The organism is Janthinobacterium sp. HH104 (genome assembly GCF_001758715.1).
Lineage (GTDB): Bacteria > Pseudomonadota > Gammaproteobacteria > Burkholderiales > Burkholderiaceae_D > Janthinobacterium > Janthinobacterium aestuarii.
On sequence record NZ_LRIB01000057.1, the window covers coordinates 1 to 15,384 of the forward strand.

20 protein-coding genes are annotated in these 15,384 nt (G+C 57.9%); 16 read left to right on the forward strand and 4 right to left on the reverse strand.

Features of this window, described 5'->3' with window-relative positions; all coding sequences use genetic code 11:
* The 7 genes from JAB6_RS26005 to JAB6_RS26030 form a co-directional block, all read left to right on the forward strand.
* Positions 1-1,041: phage tail sheath subtilisin-like domain-containing protein (locus tag JAB6_RS26005; RefSeq protein WP_070305585.1), on the forward strand; the 1,041-nt coding region annotated here is incomplete at its 5' end.
* Between the two features lie 50 nt (positions 1,042-1,091).
* Entirely contained in the window at positions 1,092-1,601 is a 510-nt protein-coding gene (locus JAB6_RS26010) for a phage major tail tube protein (protein WP_070305587.1), read from the forward strand.
* Positions 1,602-1,639: 38 nt separating this feature from the next.
* Positions 1,640-1,948 carry a phage tail assembly protein gene (locus JAB6_RS26015; protein ID WP_046682354.1) on the forward strand — a complete coding sequence of 103 codons (309 nt, stop codon included), beginning with the start codon at positions 1,640-1,642 and terminating at the stop codon, positions 1,946-1,948.
* A gap of 8 nt (positions 1,949-1,956) precedes the next feature.
* Complete coding sequence (locus JAB6_RS28665; protein WP_071650284.1) at positions 1,957-2,070, forward strand: GpE family phage tail protein; 114 nt, start codon at positions 1,957-1,959, stop codon at positions 2,068-2,070.
* Between the two features lie 75 nt (positions 2,071-2,145).
* Entirely contained in the window at positions 2,146-5,157 is a 3,012-nt protein-coding gene (locus JAB6_RS26020; RefSeq protein ID WP_139143504.1) for a phage tail protein, read from the forward strand.
* A 15-nt stretch (positions 5,158-5,172) separates the two neighbouring features.
* The gene (locus tag JAB6_RS26025) at positions 5,173-5,781 is read left to right on the forward strand and encodes a phage tail protein (RefSeq protein ID WP_070305591.1); all 609 of its coding nucleotides are present in this window, start codon (positions 5,173-5,175) and stop codon (positions 5,779-5,781) included.
* A complete protein-coding gene (locus JAB6_RS26030) occupies positions 5,778-7,049 on the forward strand; it encodes a contractile injection system protein, VgrG/Pvc8 family (RefSeq protein ID WP_070305593.1) in 1,272 nt (423 codons plus the stop codon). Before JAB6_RS26025 ends, JAB6_RS26030 begins: the two co-directional genes overlap by 4 nt.
* A 51-nt stretch (positions 7,050-7,100) precedes the next feature.
* On the opposite strand, the gene JAB6_RS26035 is transcribed toward JAB6_RS26030, so the two are convergent.
* Positions 7,101-8,894: a hypothetical protein gene (locus tag JAB6_RS26035; RefSeq protein ID WP_254671807.1), complete on the reverse strand. Its 1,794-nt coding sequence runs from the start codon at positions 8,892-8,894 to the stop codon at positions 7,101-7,103.
* A 261-nt stretch (positions 8,895-9,155) separates the two neighbouring features.
* Here JAB6_RS26035 and JAB6_RS28670 point away from each other — a divergent pair, with 261 nt between their 5' ends.
* The gene (locus tag JAB6_RS28670) at positions 9,156-9,818 is read left to right on the forward strand and encodes a response regulator transcription factor (RefSeq protein ID WP_083293040.1); all 663 of its coding nucleotides are present in this window, start codon (positions 9,156-9,158) and stop codon (positions 9,816-9,818) included.
* Positions 9,819-9,962: 144 nt separating this feature from the next.
* Here the strand turns inward: JAB6_RS28670 and JAB6_RS26040 are convergent, their stop codons facing one another.
* A complete protein-coding gene (locus JAB6_RS26040) occupies positions 9,963-10,226 on the reverse strand; it encodes a hypothetical protein (protein WP_139143505.1) in 264 nt (87 codons plus the stop codon).
* Between the two features lie 182 nt (positions 10,227-10,408).
* On the opposite strand from JAB6_RS26040, the gene JAB6_RS26045 reads away from it, so the two are divergent.
* Positions 10,409-10,861, forward strand: coding sequence for a VOC family protein (locus JAB6_RS26045; protein WP_070246640.1), 453 nt, complete (start codon positions 10,409-10,411; stop codon positions 10,859-10,861).
* Positions 10,862-11,352: 491 nt separating this feature from the next.
* On the opposite strand, the gene JAB6_RS26050 is transcribed toward JAB6_RS26045, so the two are convergent.
* Together JAB6_RS26050 and JAB6_RS26055 are read right to left on the reverse strand one after the other, a co-directional pair.
* The gene (locus tag JAB6_RS26050; RefSeq protein ID WP_083293036.1) at positions 11,353-11,847 is read right to left on the reverse strand and encodes a hypothetical protein; all 495 of its coding nucleotides are present in this window, start codon (positions 11,845-11,847) and stop codon (positions 11,353-11,355) included.
* Between the two features lie 254 nt (positions 11,848-12,101).
* Positions 12,102-12,545, reverse strand: coding sequence for a helix-turn-helix domain-containing protein (locus JAB6_RS26055; protein WP_070305599.1), 444 nt, complete (start codon positions 12,543-12,545; stop codon positions 12,102-12,104).
* Between the two features lie 82 nt (positions 12,546-12,627).
* Between JAB6_RS26055 and JAB6_RS26060 the strand changes: the two genes are divergently transcribed.
* The 7 genes from JAB6_RS26060 to JAB6_RS26090 form a co-directional block, all read left to right on the forward strand.
* Positions 12,628-12,831, forward strand: coding sequence for a ribbon-helix-helix protein, CopG family (locus tag JAB6_RS26060; RefSeq protein WP_070305601.1), 204 nt, complete (start codon positions 12,628-12,630; stop codon positions 12,829-12,831).
* Between the two features lie 10 nt (positions 12,832-12,841).
* Positions 12,842-13,045, forward strand: a complete 204-nt coding sequence (locus JAB6_RS26065) for a hypothetical protein (protein WP_035820909.1) — start codon at positions 12,842-12,844, stop codon at positions 13,043-13,045.
* A 37-nt stretch (positions 13,046-13,082) separates the two neighbouring features.
* On the forward strand, positions 13,083-13,271 hold the full coding sequence (locus JAB6_RS26070) for a hypothetical protein (RefSeq protein ID WP_070305603.1): 189 nt from the start codon (positions 13,083-13,085) through the stop codon (positions 13,269-13,271).
* The gene (locus JAB6_RS26075; protein WP_046682346.1) at positions 13,268-13,531 is read left to right on the forward strand and encodes an ogr/Delta-like zinc finger family protein; all 264 of its coding nucleotides are present in this window, start codon (positions 13,268-13,270) and stop codon (positions 13,529-13,531) included. The genes JAB6_RS26070 and JAB6_RS26075 overlap by 4 nt, the downstream gene beginning before the upstream one ends.
* 120 nt (positions 13,532-13,651) lie before the next feature.
* Positions 13,652-14,053: a hypothetical protein gene (locus tag JAB6_RS26080; protein ID WP_070305604.1), complete on the forward strand. Its 402-nt coding sequence runs from the start codon at positions 13,652-13,654 to the stop codon at positions 14,051-14,053.
* Positions 14,054-14,154: 101 nt separating this feature from the next.
* The gene (locus JAB6_RS29820; RefSeq protein WP_070305606.1) at positions 14,155-14,508 is read left to right on the forward strand and encodes a hypothetical protein; all 354 of its coding nucleotides are present in this window, start codon (positions 14,155-14,157) and stop codon (positions 14,506-14,508) included.
* Positions 14,498-15,384: replication endonuclease (locus tag JAB6_RS26090; protein ID WP_139143506.1), on the forward strand; the 887-nt coding region annotated here is incomplete at its 3' end. The genes JAB6_RS29820 and JAB6_RS26090, both read left to right, overlap by 11 nt.

The following is a 15,384-nucleotide window of genomic DNA, read 5'->3' on the forward strand; positions in this document are numbered from 1 at the left end:
GACACGCCCGTGCTCGTCACCAACGTGCTGGCCGCCATGGGCAAGGCCGGCAAGACCGGCACCTTGTACCGCGCGCTTGAAGCGATTGCCGCACAGACCAAGCCCCTGACGGTCGTGGTGCGCGTGGCAGAAGGCGAAACGGAAGCGGAAACGACCACCAATGCCGTGGGCGGTGTCTCGCCGGACGGCAAGTACCTGGGCGCCAAGGCGCTGCTGGCCGCGCAAAGCAAACTGGGCGTGAAACCGCGCATCCTGGGCGCGCCGGGCTTGGACACCCAGGCCGTCACCAACGCCCTGGCCAGCGTGGCGCAGCGCCTGCGCGGCTTCGTGTATGCATCCGCCTATGGCTGCGCCACCGTCACGGCGGCCACCGCCTATCGTGGCCAGTTCGGCCAGCGCGAAGTCATGATCATCTGGCCGGACTTCGTGAACTGGAATACGGCCGCCGACGAGGAGGCCAGCATTTCCGCCGTGGCCTACGCCATGGGCCTGCGCGCTAAGATCGACGAAGAAACGGGCTGGCACAAGACTTTGTCGAATGTGGTCGTCAACGGCCCGACCGGCATCAGCAAGGACGTGTTTTTCGACCTGCAAGACCCGGCCACCGATGCCGGTGTGCTCAACGCCAAGGAAGTGACCACCCTGATTAACATGGGCGGTTACCGCTTTTGGGGTTCGCGTACCTGCGAGGAACCGGGCGGCTTCTTCTACTTTGAGAGCTACACGCGCACGGCGCAAGTGCTGGCCGACACCATTGCCGAGGCGCACTTCGCCTATGTCGACGTGCCGCTGCATCCGTCCCTGGTGCGCGATCTGCTGGAAAGCATCAACGCCAAGTTCCGCGACTTGAAACTGCAGGGCTACATCATCGACGGCCATGCTTGGTATGACGAGCAATACAACGACAAGACGGCGCTGAAAGACGGCAAGCTGGCCATCGATTACGACTACACGCCCGTGCCGCCGCTGGAAAACCTGAAATTCCAGCAGCGCATTACCGACCGCTACCTGGCCGACTTTGCCTCGCGCATCGCGGCTTAACCATCCCCGTGCCCGCCGCGTGCGGGTGCAACTGACCACTGGAGAACACTATGGGCATGCCCCACAAACTCAAGCAATTCAATGTATTTCAAAACGGTGTTCTGTTCATGGGTATGGTGCCCGAAGTCACCTTACCGAAACTGAGCCGCAAGATGGAAGAGTACCGCGCTGGCGGCATGAGCGGCCCCGTGTCAGTCGACTTCGGCAACGAGGCGCTGTCGCTGGAATGGAGCGCTGGCGGCCTGATCGCCGAAGCCCTGAAACAGTACGGCGCGCACACGCACGGCGCCGTACAACTGCGCTTTGCCGGCGCCTACCAGAACGACGATGACGGCACGGTCGCCGCCGTCGAGGTCGTCGTGCGCGGCCGCTACAAGGAAATCGATATGGGCGCGGCCAAGATGGGCGACGACACCACCCATAAATACACGATGGCTTGCAGCTATTACAAGCTGATGATCGACGGCGCCACCGTCATCGAACTGGACTTCATGAGCGGCACCGAGAACTTCGGCGGCGGCGACACCAATGCTGCTATTCGCAAGGCCATCGGCCTGTAATCCCCTTTTTTTAATCACACCACCACAAGGAACACAGCATGCACAACGATACCCAAAACCAAGCCGTCATCGAACTGGACGACCCGATTAAACGCGGCGACACCTTCATCACCTCGCTGACCGTGCGCAAACCCAAGGCGGGCGCCCTGCGCGGCATTTCCCTCATCGAGCTGGCCAACCTGAATGTGTCGGCCCTGCAGATCGTGCTGCCGCGCATCACCGAGCCGACCCTGACCGCGCACGACATCGCCAACATGGACCCGGCCGACTTGTTGGCCGTGGGCGCCGAGGTTGCCGGTTTTTTGGCGAGCAAAGCCGATCGCCTTTCGGTATCCCCGGCGAAGTAGAAGACGCCATGGCCGACATTGCCGGCGTCTTCCACTGGACGCCGGCGGCAATGGACGGCTTTACGATTGATGAACTGATGGCCTGGCGCGAACGCGCCCGGCAGCGAAGCGGAGCGGAATAGATGGCTGGTCGGGATTTGAGGTTACAGGTAGTGTTTGCAGCGCTGGACAAAATCACCGGCCCGCTGAAAAAAATCATGGGCGGGTCCAGCGAGACGGCGAAGGCCTTGAAGGCGACCAGCGACCGCTTGCGCGAGCTGAATACCCAGCAGAGAAACCTGGGGAAATTCCGCGAACTGCATAGCGGGATCAATGCGACGCGCACCAAGCTCAAGGAAGCGCAGGATAAACTGAATGATCTTGCTGCGAAAATGAAGCAGACCACGACGCCCACGCGCGCCCTGACGCGCGAATTTAACGCGGCAGTCAAAGTCACGCAGGCCTTGACGCTGAAAAGCCGCGAACAAAGCCAGCAATTCCGCGTCCTGCGCACCAGCCTGAAAGACGCCGGCATCGACACGCGCCAGTTGGGCAAGGCCCAAGAATGGCTAAAAAACAGTATCCAGCTGACAAACGTTGAACTGGCCTCGCAACAAAAGCGCCTGGCCGCGTCCGCCGCCAAGCAGCAGCGGGTCACCAACGCCACGCAGCATGCCGGCCAGCTGCGCAACAAGGCGGGCAACCTGGCCATGGCCGGCGCTGGCGCCACCGCCACAGGCGCCGTCATCGGCGCGCCGGTCGTCAAGGGGCTGAACGAGGCCAAGCACTATCAAACGGAAGTGGGCAGGGTCAACGCGCTGGGCCTGGGCGACAAGGTGTCAGCCGAAGCAGTCGCCTTCGCGCGCAACATGAAGACCTACGGCACCAGCCAGCTCGACAACCTGCAGCTCATGCGCGACGGCATGAGCGCCTTTGCCGACGTGCACCACGCGGAAATGGTCGCCCCTACCCTGGCCAAGATGAAGTTTGCCAATCACGCCTTCTTTGGCGAGGCCGAAGGCGCCGACAACGAACGCAAGTTCATGGACATGCTCAAGGTCATCGAGCTGCGCGGCGGCCTGGAGAGCAAGGAAAAGTTTGAAGCCCAGGCCAATATCGTGCAGCAGGTGATTACCGCCACGGGCGGGCGCGTCGGCCCGAATGAATGGCTGAACATGATCAAGACGGGCGGCATCGCGGCCAAGGGCTTGAAAGATGACGCCTTCTACTACCAGATGGAGCCGCTGGTGCAGGAAATGAGCGGCAACCGCGTCGGCACGTCCCTGATGAGCGCCTACCAGAACTTGTATCAGGGCCGCACGACGAAGCGCTCGGCCAAGAAACTGGAAGAATTTGGCTTGATTGGCGACAAAAGCAAGGTCACGCATGATAAAGCGGGACAGCTTTCCTTTCTCAATCCCGGCGCGCTGCTGGGCGCCGAGCTGTTCCGCGAAAACCAGTTCGAATGGCTGGAAAAGGTGCTGTTGCCGCAACTGGCCAAGAAAGGCATCAAAGACAAAAACCAGGTGCTCGACGCCATCGGCAGCATCTTTTCCAACCGCACCGCGTCGAACCTATATTCGCAGATGTATTTACAGCGCGGGCAAATCCACAAGAACGAAAAGCTCAACCGTGGCGCCGCCGATATCGGACGACTGGAAAAACTGGGCCGCGACTCGGCCGCCGGCAAGGAACTGGAAGCGCAGTCAAAACTAGCCAACCTCAAGCTCACCATGGGCGAGAAAATCCTGCCCCTGTATGCGCAGGGGCTGGAAATGGCCATCAGCGCCGTGCAGCGCCTGAATGGCTTCATGGAGCGCAACCCGACAGTGGCCAAGGGCATGATTACCGCCTTTGCCGTGCTGGCCGGCCTGCTGCTGGTGCTCGGCCCGCTGATGCTCGGCATCGCCGCCCTGATCGGCCCGTATGCCATGCTGCACGTCATGTTTGCCAAAATGGGCGTGACGGGCGGCGTGCTCACGCCCATTTTGCGCGGCCTGGGTGGCGCCTTCATGTGGGCGGGCCGCGCCGTGCTGTGGCTGGGTCGTGCCCTGATGCTCAACCCGATTGGCATTGCCATCGCGGTCATTGCCGGCGCCGCCTTCCTGATCTACAAATACTGGGAGCCGATCAAGGCTTTCTTTGGCGGCCTGTGGTCGGACGTCAAGGCGGCATTTTCCGGCGGCTTTACCGGCATCAATAGCCTGATCGCCAACTGGTCGCCGTTGGGCCTGTTCTATCGCGCCTTCGCGGGCGTGCTGGGCTGGTTCGGTATCGCACTGCCTGCCAGGTTCACCGACTTTGCCGCCGACATCCGGGGCCGCCTCGCCAAGGGACTGGCGCCGCTGGCCGGCTTCTTTGCCGGCATCTGGTCGCAGATCAATACCGCCTTTGCCGGCGGCATCGGTGGCGTCGGCGCCCTGATCGCCAACTGGACGCCGCTCGCCCTGTTCTATCGCGCCTTCGCGGGCATGCTTGGCTGGTTCGGCATCGCGCTGCCCGCCAAATTCACCGACTTCGGCGCCAGCATCCTGCAGCGCATCACCGCGTCCTGGGCGCCCATTTTCGCCTTCTTCGGCGATATCTGGTCGCGCCTTCGCACCGTCTGCGCCGGCGGCATGGGCAGCATCAGCGCCCTGATTATCAACTGGTCACCGGTCGGCGTGTTTTATCAGGCGTTCGCGGGCGTCATGAGCTGGTTCGGCATCAAGCTGCCGGCCCAGTTCACGGAGTTCGGCGCCAACATCCTGCGCGGCCTGGTCAACGGCATTACCGGCTCGATGGGCGCCGTCAAGGACGCCATCAGCAATGCCGGTTCCAGCACCATTGCCTGGTTCAAGGAAAAGCTGGGCATCCACAGTCCGAGCCGCGTGTTTGCCCAGCTCGGCGACTACACCATGCAAGGCTTGGCCGTGGGCCTGGACCGCAGCGAGGGCGCGCCCATTGCGAAGGTATCGGGCCTGGCGCAGCGCCTGACACAGCTGGGCGCCGGCATCGCCATCGGCACGGCCACGGCCGTGCCCGCCAGCGCCTTCGACACGCGCGCGCCGCTGCCCGTGGGCGGGTTCGGCGCCGGCATGACGATTCAGGGCGACAAGATCGAAATCACTTTCAACGTACAGGCCGGCACCGATCCCCAGGCCATCGCCCGCGCGGTGAGCGCGGCGCTCGATCAGCGCGACCGCGAAAAGGCGGCGCGCATCCGCTCGTCCTTGCGCGACCACGATTAAGAAAGAAACACCACCATGATGATGATTTTAGGAATGTTCGTGTTCAGCCTGCCGACCTTGGCCTATCACGAGCTGCAGCGGCAAACGGAATGGAAGCACGCCAGCACGGCTCGCGTGGGCCTGCGCGACGCGCACCAGTACGTGGGGCCCGGCGACGACACGATTACCCTGTCGGGCTGGGTGGCGACGGAACTGACCGGCTCCCTGTATTCGCTCGATGCGCTGCGCATGATGGCCGACACGGGCAAGTCGTGGATTCTGATCCAGGGCACGGGGCGTATTCTCGGCTCCTACCGCATCACCAGCATGACCGAGGGGCGCACCATCCTGGACGGCAGCGGCGGCGCGCGCCGCGTCGAGTTCTCGATTGCGCTCAAGCGCGATGACGACGGCGTGCTGGCCATGGTCGGCCTTGGTGACATCGGCGACCTGAAAAACATGCTCAGCATCGACGGCATGACCAGCAGCATCGTCGGCGCGGCCAAGAATGCCGTGGGCAGCGTGGTGGGCAATGTAGTTGGCGGCATCACATCGAAATACGGTGGCGTGGTCAGCGAGATGAAAGACAAGATCGGCGGCAGCATCAGCGGCGCCATCGGCAGCGCGGCGGACAAGTTCAAATGAGCGAGCATATCCCCGCCTTCAAGGTCAGCATCGAGGACAAGGATTTGACGGCCACCGTCTCGCCGCGGCTGATTAATCTGACGTTGACGCTGTGCCGTGGCGACGAGAGCGACCAGCTCGATATTTCCCTGGACGACAGCGACAGTAAACTGGCCCTGCCGCCGCGCGGCGCGCAGATCGCCCTGGCGCTGGGCTGGCAGTCGTCCGGCCTGGTCGACATGGGCAAGTTCACGGTGGACGAGGTGGAGCACAGCGGCGCGCCCGACACCATCACCCTGCGCGCCAGGTCTGCCAACCTGATCGACACGTTTAAACAGCAGCAGGAACATAGCTTTCACAAGACCACTCTGGGCGCCATCATCGAGGCCATCGCCTTTCGCAACGAGCTGGCGTCGGGCGTGTCGGCGCGCCTGCGCGACACGGCCATCGAGCATATCGACCAGACCCACGAAAGCGATGCGGCCTTCTTGCGCCGGCTGGGCAAGAAATACGACGCGGTGGCCACCGTCAAAAATGACACATTGCTCTTCATCCCCATCAACCAGAGCCGCACGGCCAGCGGCAAGGCGCTGCCCGTCATCCCCATCACGCGCGCCCTGGGTGACGGCCACCGCTACCACAGCGCCGAGAGCGACGCCTACACGGGCGTGCGCGCCTTCTGGCACGACGAGCGCTACGCGCGCCGCCGCAGCGTGGTGGCCGGCGTGCCCGGCAACAGCAAGCGCCTGCGCACCACCTTCGCCAGCGAGGCCGACGCGCGCGCGGCCGCCGTCGCCGAATGGCAGCGCATCCTGCGCGGCCTGGCCACCTTTGAAATGAGCCTGGCCCTGGGCAACCCGGCCGTGTTCCCACAATCGCCCGTGACAGTGCAAGGATTCAAGCCCGAGATCGACGCCACCGAGTGGCTATCGGTCAAGGTCACGCACAACCTGGGCGGCAACGGCTTTACCACGCGGGTGGAGTTTGAAACGAAAACGGAAGCGATCGAGGCCGAGCGAGAGGACGAGAAAGACCCGGACGACGGCATCACGGGCGTGGTGGCCAAGTGGAAGGATGTGGCGGCAAAGAAGAAAAAAGCGGGGCAGGAGCAGGCCGGGACGACTGGTACACTCAAGACGCTGGAGCATCTTTACAAGAGCAAGCAGGCCGCCAAGCGTGCGGCACTGCACGCGTGGAAGCATATCGAAGAAGTGCGGGACATCATCCGCGAAAACAGCGAGGAACCGTGGATGCCTACACAAACAGCCGCCGGCGCAGAAACAGCTTGAACGCGCGCCGTTTACATCCGTTCAACGGCTGCTCTCGCCCCAAAGCAGTCATTAATACTCATCCGGGTCAGCAGTCTCGCCGAACAGGAGTTTCCCTGTGTGCCAAATCGATCGCCCAACGTTGTGGATGAGTTGCTCTCCTTGCCGCAATGGGGAGTCTTCTTCATCGACGCCCGCGAGCTTGATCGCATCTGTGACCTTTGAGCCGGTAGGGTGTGCATCTCCCACTCGCATATCATAAACACCGGCAATTTCAGCAAATACACGCCTGGCTCTGTCGTCTCCAATTTTTTCAGCCAAAATACTCTGGAGTAATTTGTTTGAGCCAAGCTTGGCTCTCTCTTTGTGTGTAGAAAGTTTGCGTAGGTCAGCTATATTGAGTCTGTCCGAGAATACGCGAATGATGTCCTTGGCTAACCTGAGTAGGGACGCCCTGTCTTTGCTAGCAAATCTGGATATTTGCTGCCCTGCCTCGGAGTCATCAATGTCATGGGTGAATAGAGATATTTCATATTTATGCCTGAAGCCGTCTTCCAAAAGCCTCATGCTTCCAAAAAACATTTCTTCAACAGCATATGTGGATGCTGGTTTTACCTTCACCTGCGCTTCGAGCAGCTCACTTGAAACTTTTCCTTCAGGAGCTACATTATGCCCTGCCCAGACATGCTGCTCCCATGAGGCAAGTCGTGCAATATCATAAGCATATACAGTGATAAGGTCAGAACTGTTTATCCCGAAATGCGTTTTTAGTCCTGACGTGGATTTAATAGCTCCAGTTTCAGCCGTGTACCATTCCAACTTAAATCCTCGGCTATTCAGAAGCTCATTTACAACGCTGGCCCGAAACCATAGCCAGCGGCCTATATCCTCGTTATCAAGCTCTTTTGATTTCATTCGCGTTCCATCGGTGTCCACGATGAATTGCGGAAGATTCGGATCTGGATCTCCGCGAACGCGAAGGCTTTTTGATTGGTGGTCTATCCATTCCTCACGCCAAAACTCCCCTTCTACCCGTACACCTGTATAGCCGCCCCGATGCCCCTTTGAACTTTCATGGTCAGTGTTCGAGTCATTCTCAGGACCCAACACAGGAGCGTCTTCGTCCTCATCTACGTCGGTTCGCCAGGCTCGAAACATTGCCCACGTTCCACCAAATACATCATCAAGCTTGCGAACAATTAGGCTGAATTTTCCATTATCTCTTTCCTCATTGTAAGGCTGCAAATTTGAATATGCGCTGTCCTCGAACACAGGAACGTTTTCTACTCTCTGTCGGTAGTATGCAATGCGGAGCGACAGGTTTCTGGCAGCTAGATAGTCAAGTAAAAATTCTCTTTTTATTTCTATCTGACTACATTCGCCATCCCCACTGAATGTCTCGCGCGCTACTATAACGAAATTTTCTTCAGGTCTGATCCAGTTGCTCCCCTCTTTAATCAGATTCAGCGCTATTACTAAATCAGGGCTCAGTATCCATTTTTTGCCACCGACAACTGGTTGTGGATGCTCATAAACGAGATTGACGCCTATTGGCTCTTTATCATTGTATTGATATTGGTCGATGGACGCATAATATCCATCTTCATATGCACAAGGCAGGACCGTGTGCCCAATGCCTAGGTCCCTCCATCCCAGACGTTTTTCCACCAGTTGGCGATGCTCTGGCGGGAATGCAACGGAGCCACAGCCGAAATACTCACTGACATGGCCTGCCGCTTTTACATCGTCTTTCTTACTCTCAACTGACGCTCGCAAAGGGACCCACGCCGCGTTCGAAAATACCCTGCGGGTTTCTTTAGTCTGAAGAATCCACTCTTCACTCATGGTCGAATTTCCTTTATTCATGGCAGCATGCTGGGATTAATTAGTAGCCTTCGCGTGGCCTTCGACAGGATGGTTTGCGCGAGCTGGCAGATCAACAGGGCCATCTATGGATGTCGCAATATCAATTATTAATCGCCCTAAATACGTAGTTAGTGGATGACTGCTCTTGGCCGCTAGTTGCCTTAGTCATGAGCAGGCTTATTTGTATTTATACAACGAACCAGCTACAGTGTATCCTGAAATACTAGCTGTTATATTTTGGCCGATGCGAAGGGAACTGAGGTGCGTTTATTGTTGATAGAGGATGATCCGCTGATAGGCGATATGATTAAGGATCATCTGCATGACGAATGTTACGCAGTTGATTGGTTGCGAGATGGCAGTCATGCGGAGCTAGCCCTACAGATCTGCGCCTATGATCTCCTGGTGCTTGACCTAGGCCTGCCCGGAAAGACTGGCATGGAGATTTTACATGCCACGCGGCTAAGCGGTCAGAATTTGCCAGTCATGATCATATCCGGCCATCATACTAAGTCGGCCCGCATTGAAGCACTGGACGCTGGAGCGGATGGATATTTAGTCAAACCATTTGACCTCGACGAACTCGAAGCTCGCATACGCGCATTACTACGACGAGGCAGTAGCCGAACCAGTTCAACAATTACCCATGGATCGTTGACCCTCAACTTGACCAGCCATGAAATTACCTTCCGTGGGCATTTAGTTAAGTTACCACGCCGTCAATTCTCAGTGTTGCGAGCTTTGCTGGACGAACCTGGTTGCGTAGTGAGCAAACGACAGATCGAGGAGAAATTGTACTGTTGGGATACTGAAGTGCAAAGCAACACGGTGGATGCACATATTTATCAACTACGTAAAAAATTTGGTAGCAAATTTATCGAGACGCTTCGCGGCGTCGGATACAAGGTCCGATTACTTTCATAAAAGTACACGGAGATTCTCTCATTTATGCATATCGAAGAACGTATCCACATCGACGCCCCGCCCATGACCATCGACCTTAATTGGAGCGAGGTTGCCGACACTACCGTCCCTCTCCGACAGTCCGCTTTTGGCCGAACTCGGCCGTTATTCCTCACATTCGTCGAGCAAAAGCAAGCGCTGCACTTCTTCGTCACTCGGCTGCCAGTCAGCCCCACGTTCTTCGTAAATCTTTACTAGCCCCAGCAGGGTCAATGGATCATCAGCGACAAAAATACAAGTGTCATCTTCCGCTTGATATTGTTGTTCAGCCGTCTTGTCGCGAGTTACCGCATAGCCAAGCTTTTGCAAGACTCCCAACGCAGGAGCAAGCGTGTTTCCAGCGGCTGCAATTCGAATTTTATGGTGCATTTCAATGATCCCATCATCAATACAGATGCATTTTGTGCAAAGGGCCATACGCTCTTGGCCGGTTGCCGTCGTTGCCAGGTTCCGCCCCATAACGGTCATCTGTTAAAGTAATGGGGGAAATCCAGACTGGATTCTTAACTCTCGCATAAATCTGCGGCCTCGACTGTTAACAGGATGCACCTATGAACGACCAAACCTCTACCGTATTGCGCACCGAGCACACTGGGCTGACTGTCGCGTCGATCAATGGCGTACTTGATTTCTGGACTGAGGTCCTCGGCTTTCAACTCGTGTACCGCAAAGAGCTTGGCGGTGGGCACGCGATGGAACAAGTGGTCGGGGTGTCGGGGGCTTATTTAAGAAACGCTCTCCTTGAGGGTCCCGATGGATATAGAGTTGAGCTGATTGAGTACGATTCGCCGGAAGACCGCGTGGTTTTGAAACAACGTCCATGCGACGTCGGTTCGGCTCATTTGACGTTTGCCGTGACCGATCTTCGCGCAATGCTAAATCGCATGGCCCCTTATGGATGGACGGCAACCGGCGAACCGCAAACTGCGCCTAGCGGAACAATCATGGTCTACACCCGAGGACCTGACGGCCACACCATAGAACTTATGCAACATCCGGAGTGAACTGCCTGTCAGTGAATACTTTATCTTGGTTGCTATCTGGTAGACGTAAGACGGAGAATAACTTCGGCATCAGCTGGGCGGTGCATCATCGGTGTGAGGTTTTAATGGGTGATTACTTGAGCGACCGGTTTTGGCCGAAAGCGGCTCAACGCCCCAACGCCTGCCATAATAACTTTTCGAACCTTTCTTGCGCAAAGTAGAACTTCTCCCGCACTGCTATCCATTTCTCGACATCCTCGTAGGACGGCTCAGTACCTCGCGCTTGAGGGTCAGGTCTGCCATTCCGACACAGGACCAGCTATGCGAATCCGCAAGCTGAAGTCGCTGCGTAAGCTCGGCGCCAATACGCATGCGCAGCATAGTCAGTCGTGCCGTATTAACAATTAGTACATCACAGTTTGCTGTGAGTCTAGACCCCAAGGCTGAGATCGTGTCCGAATGGCAGACCTGCACCCGCCATCGAACATGCAAAGTGCTGTGTCGACGAGGACTCAAAAACGGCGATGGCCATCATCCGCATCGCAGCGGCCGTTGAACTTGATCATGCCGTCGATCGTGATGGAGCCGCTGCGTCGGTTGATGGATAGGCGAGGCTGGTTAAGCCCGTTCAGGCGAAACTGGCCGCGAATTTCGTCGTGCCCCACGATCAGGTCGTTGATAGACCACCAGCCGTTGTTGCTCTCGCCGTGCAGCGGTGGAATCAGACTTTGGGGTAATTGAATCTCGGCGCGGTCGCCGTGGATGGAGATATTGATTGTGGCCTGAAAGTCAGACTTGCCGCTCTCTACACTTTGCTTGGGGACATACTTGTGCTGTTGCGCGTCCCACTCAAACCCGGAACGGACCTCCGCTGTCGGCTTTTCGGCGCCGCCGTAGCAAACGAGTTGAATATCCTCACCGCGATCGTCACGGTAGCGGTCTTGTGCATACCCAGTAGTGGTGAATATAAGGCTTAGCGCTGACAGAAACCGTAGACAGGATTTCACTTGATTACCTCGCGAAGTTAATAATTAATCACTCTATTGTAGTTGATGAGAATGAAGTCATTGAAGGCTATCTGCAACTTTAATCAGGCTGATAGGGAATGACCTTAAAGCCAATGTCCGCAACTGGACGAATCCAGCCGAAGTTGCTCAAACGTTGACTTTATGACACCTTCACGCATCAGATCGGTATGCGTAGTATGCAGACAAAACAAGCAGCAATTACAATAAGCATAAGAAGATGAATCAGTTGCAGACTATTTTTCCTTTTTTCGTCCGCTGCCGGCCACATTAAAAGTCTGCGGCCCAATGATATTCCCCACGAAATTTTGCCCAATCTTGCCGTGGGTTTCAACGTGTGGGGCATTCCCTGCTTGGGATGCTGAGGGCGTTGGCGAGCGCATGCCGCCAATCATCCCAAGTACGCCTGCCTTCCCGCGACCGTCCATACTTCGATAGCCATCCAGCAATTCTCGCTCATCCGAGGTAACTGCTGATTGCATTCTCTCACCCGTAAGTATGTAGTGGACATCGACCCCGATCCCAGCCAACGCTCGTAAGTAAAGCGCATCCGGGGCACGCTCGTCTTGCTCATACAGCGTTTGTGCGCGTCGCTTCAGCCCGCCGACGGCAGCAAAATCTTCTTGATTCATGCCCAGCCGTTGACGCTCTTCTTTTAGTATTTCACCAATTGATCTCATTTGTGCGCAAATTCTTCTTTACAATGCTCTCATTTGAGAGCTATAGTTATGCCATACCATAGCGATTACAGATCATAACATTATGAAAAACGTATCCATAGCGAGGCGCACTACCAAGGGCGTCACGACTAAGCCTCTTGGCGTTCGTCTGACGTCTGATGAGGTAGACGAAGTCGAAGGCTACGCAGAGAAACTTGAGCGCTCCCGTGCCTGGTTTCTACGTTTCCTGATCCTGCGCGGCCTCGCCGATTACAAGCGTGAACTCGCTTCCAAATCCATTCACTAAGGACAACGTCATGTACCCCGATGCAAAACGTATCCGCAGCCACCGCGTCATGCTGCGCCTGGACGATTACGAGCACCAGCTTGTTTCCTCGATCGCCAACTACCAGGGCGAAGAGCTTGCGGTGCTGGTACGCCAGATCGTGATGCGTGAGGCCTTGGCCGTGATCGCCTTGGATGACGCCACTATCGACAGCGTACAGCGTCGCAGCGTTTAAACCGAGTCACTTTCGAGCAACTCTAAAGTTACAGAAAATGCCAGACCATCAAATTAACCTCAATGACGAAGAGCGCGCGGTGCTGGAACTCGTGCGCCAACGCCAGGGGCTGGCAAGTATCGATCAGGCGGCTGAATGGCTCGTCAAGTCGCGCTTACGCAAGCAATCAAAAAACATGACAGGTCGCGGTCGCGCCCTGTACCAAGTGGAAAGAACGCTGAAATGAGAGTCATCGGCCTGCCCTGCCCGCATTGCGAATACACCGTCCGCGCCGTCAAAAGCCGCACGATGTCCGCGATGTTCAAGGAAATCACCTACATGTGCCAGAACCCCGACTGCGGGCACTCCTTCGTGGCAGGCCTGGAAGTGCTGCGCACCCTCTCGCTGTCCGCCATGCCCAAGCCGGACATTCGCATCCCAATGTCCCAGCATGCGCGCGCGGCGGCCACCAGTCAGCTGGCCCTGGACCTGACGGCGGGCTGCTGATGACTATCCCGATCCTCGCGCCGCCGTAACCCGGCCGCCGTAACTTCCCTCTTTTGCTGTGCCCTGCTGCGCTCCCTTTTGAGCGTGCGGGATTCGTTCAACCTGAAATAAGGAAAACCGATGGAAAACACGCTGCACGCCACCCGTCATGCCGACAAATCCATGGCATCAAGCACGATTCGCCCGACCTTGCAAAATTGTATTGTCCCCGTGGCGCCAACGTGTTTTCTGCTGCAAGCCAGCGCAGGCATCGGTATCGCGGCGCTGAGCGCCCACATCCATGAGATTGCCAAGACCTATCACGCCTACGGTGCCGCCAATCTGACCTTCATCGTCAGCGATGCGCAGGCGCTGGAGCGTGACGGCTTTTTCGCGCCAGCCAAGCAACGCGCCCTGGTCGGCAAGCTGTCCATCGAGGTGAACTACCTTTTCGCCACTGAAGCGGGTTCCCGGCACTGCTGCGGCGCATCGCACACGCTCCCGTACTGGGCAGAACACTTTCTCAAGCCAGGGGCACGCTAATGCTGCGCCTGGCCAAAACCTGCGGCATCTGGTTGCTGTCGCTCCTGATCATCATTACCCCTGACGTGCTGCGGGCCATCGGCGCCATCAAGGACTGAACCATGCCGGCGTCCCTTATCGACAACCACCTGTCCTTCCAGCCTGCCGCCGAAATTCTGGCCGCGCGCGACAAGGACATGCCGACGCCACCACGCGCCGGGCATGCGCTGGCCGCCATCGCCGAAGCCAAGGCCCAGCTACGCAGCATCAAGCCGCGCAACCTGGCGCCCTTCATGGCCCAAGCCTGGGGATTGTCGCCGCGTGGTGCCCGCCGTTCCGTGCTGATCGCCGCCGGCATGGACGCCGACCGCTGGGAATCGCCCATCCATTCATTTACCGAGGAAGAGCGCATCGAGCTGCGCGCCGCCACCTCTGCCGCTATCCGTGTGTACGAAAGACTGTTGAATGCAATCTAAACAAATCCTGCTGCCTGCCCCGCAACGCCACGAAGCCTTCTTGCGCTCCGCGCAGTTCGCGCCCGAGCTGGCCCGCATTCCCTACAAGTGGCGCAACCGCGTCATCACGGCCGCCATGGCAAAAATGGCTTGGTCGTCCTGGTACAAAGTCTATGAATCCGTCGCCACCAGCTTTGTGCGCGAGTTCGCCGAGCAGTACGTGCCGGCCGGTGTTGACCTGTCGCAAAGCGACGCCGACATCGTGACCACCGCCGAGCGCGCGGCAGACGGCGTGACCAAAATGCTGTGGATGGCCGTGTCCGACACGCACGCCCTGCAGATCATGGAAGACGAATGCGCCTCGTATGGCATCGAGCTGCCCGAGTTCGACACGCTGGCCGACACCATCGCCCGCCTGGTGGACGCCCGCTGGTGGCGCCGCCAGTTGCGCAAGCGCGTCAAGCGCGCCTTTGAAGCGGGCAATATCCGCCTGGGCTATGTGAACTATCGCGGCGAACCCTACGCCAGCAACGACGCCGTGTTGTCGCGCCTGGCGCAGAACCGCCGCAACGCGGCAGCGCTGGCCGCAACGCTGGTGCAAAACGAGAGCGGCCAGCAATTCAGCATTGCCGAGCTGGCCGAGAAAACGACTGCGAATAAAGCCATCCGGCGCGGCGAGCTGATGTTGCGCATCAACGGCTTTGAACAGATCGCCCGCGAGTGCGGCGACCAGGGAATCTTCATCACCTGGACGTGCCCATCGCGCTTCCACGCCATGCAGCACAGCGGCAAACCAAACGACAAGTTCGACGGTTCAACGCCGCGCGAGGCAAATGCCTACCTGGGCAAGATGACATCGCTGTGCCGCTCTGCCCTGGCGCGCCGTGGCATCGGCCT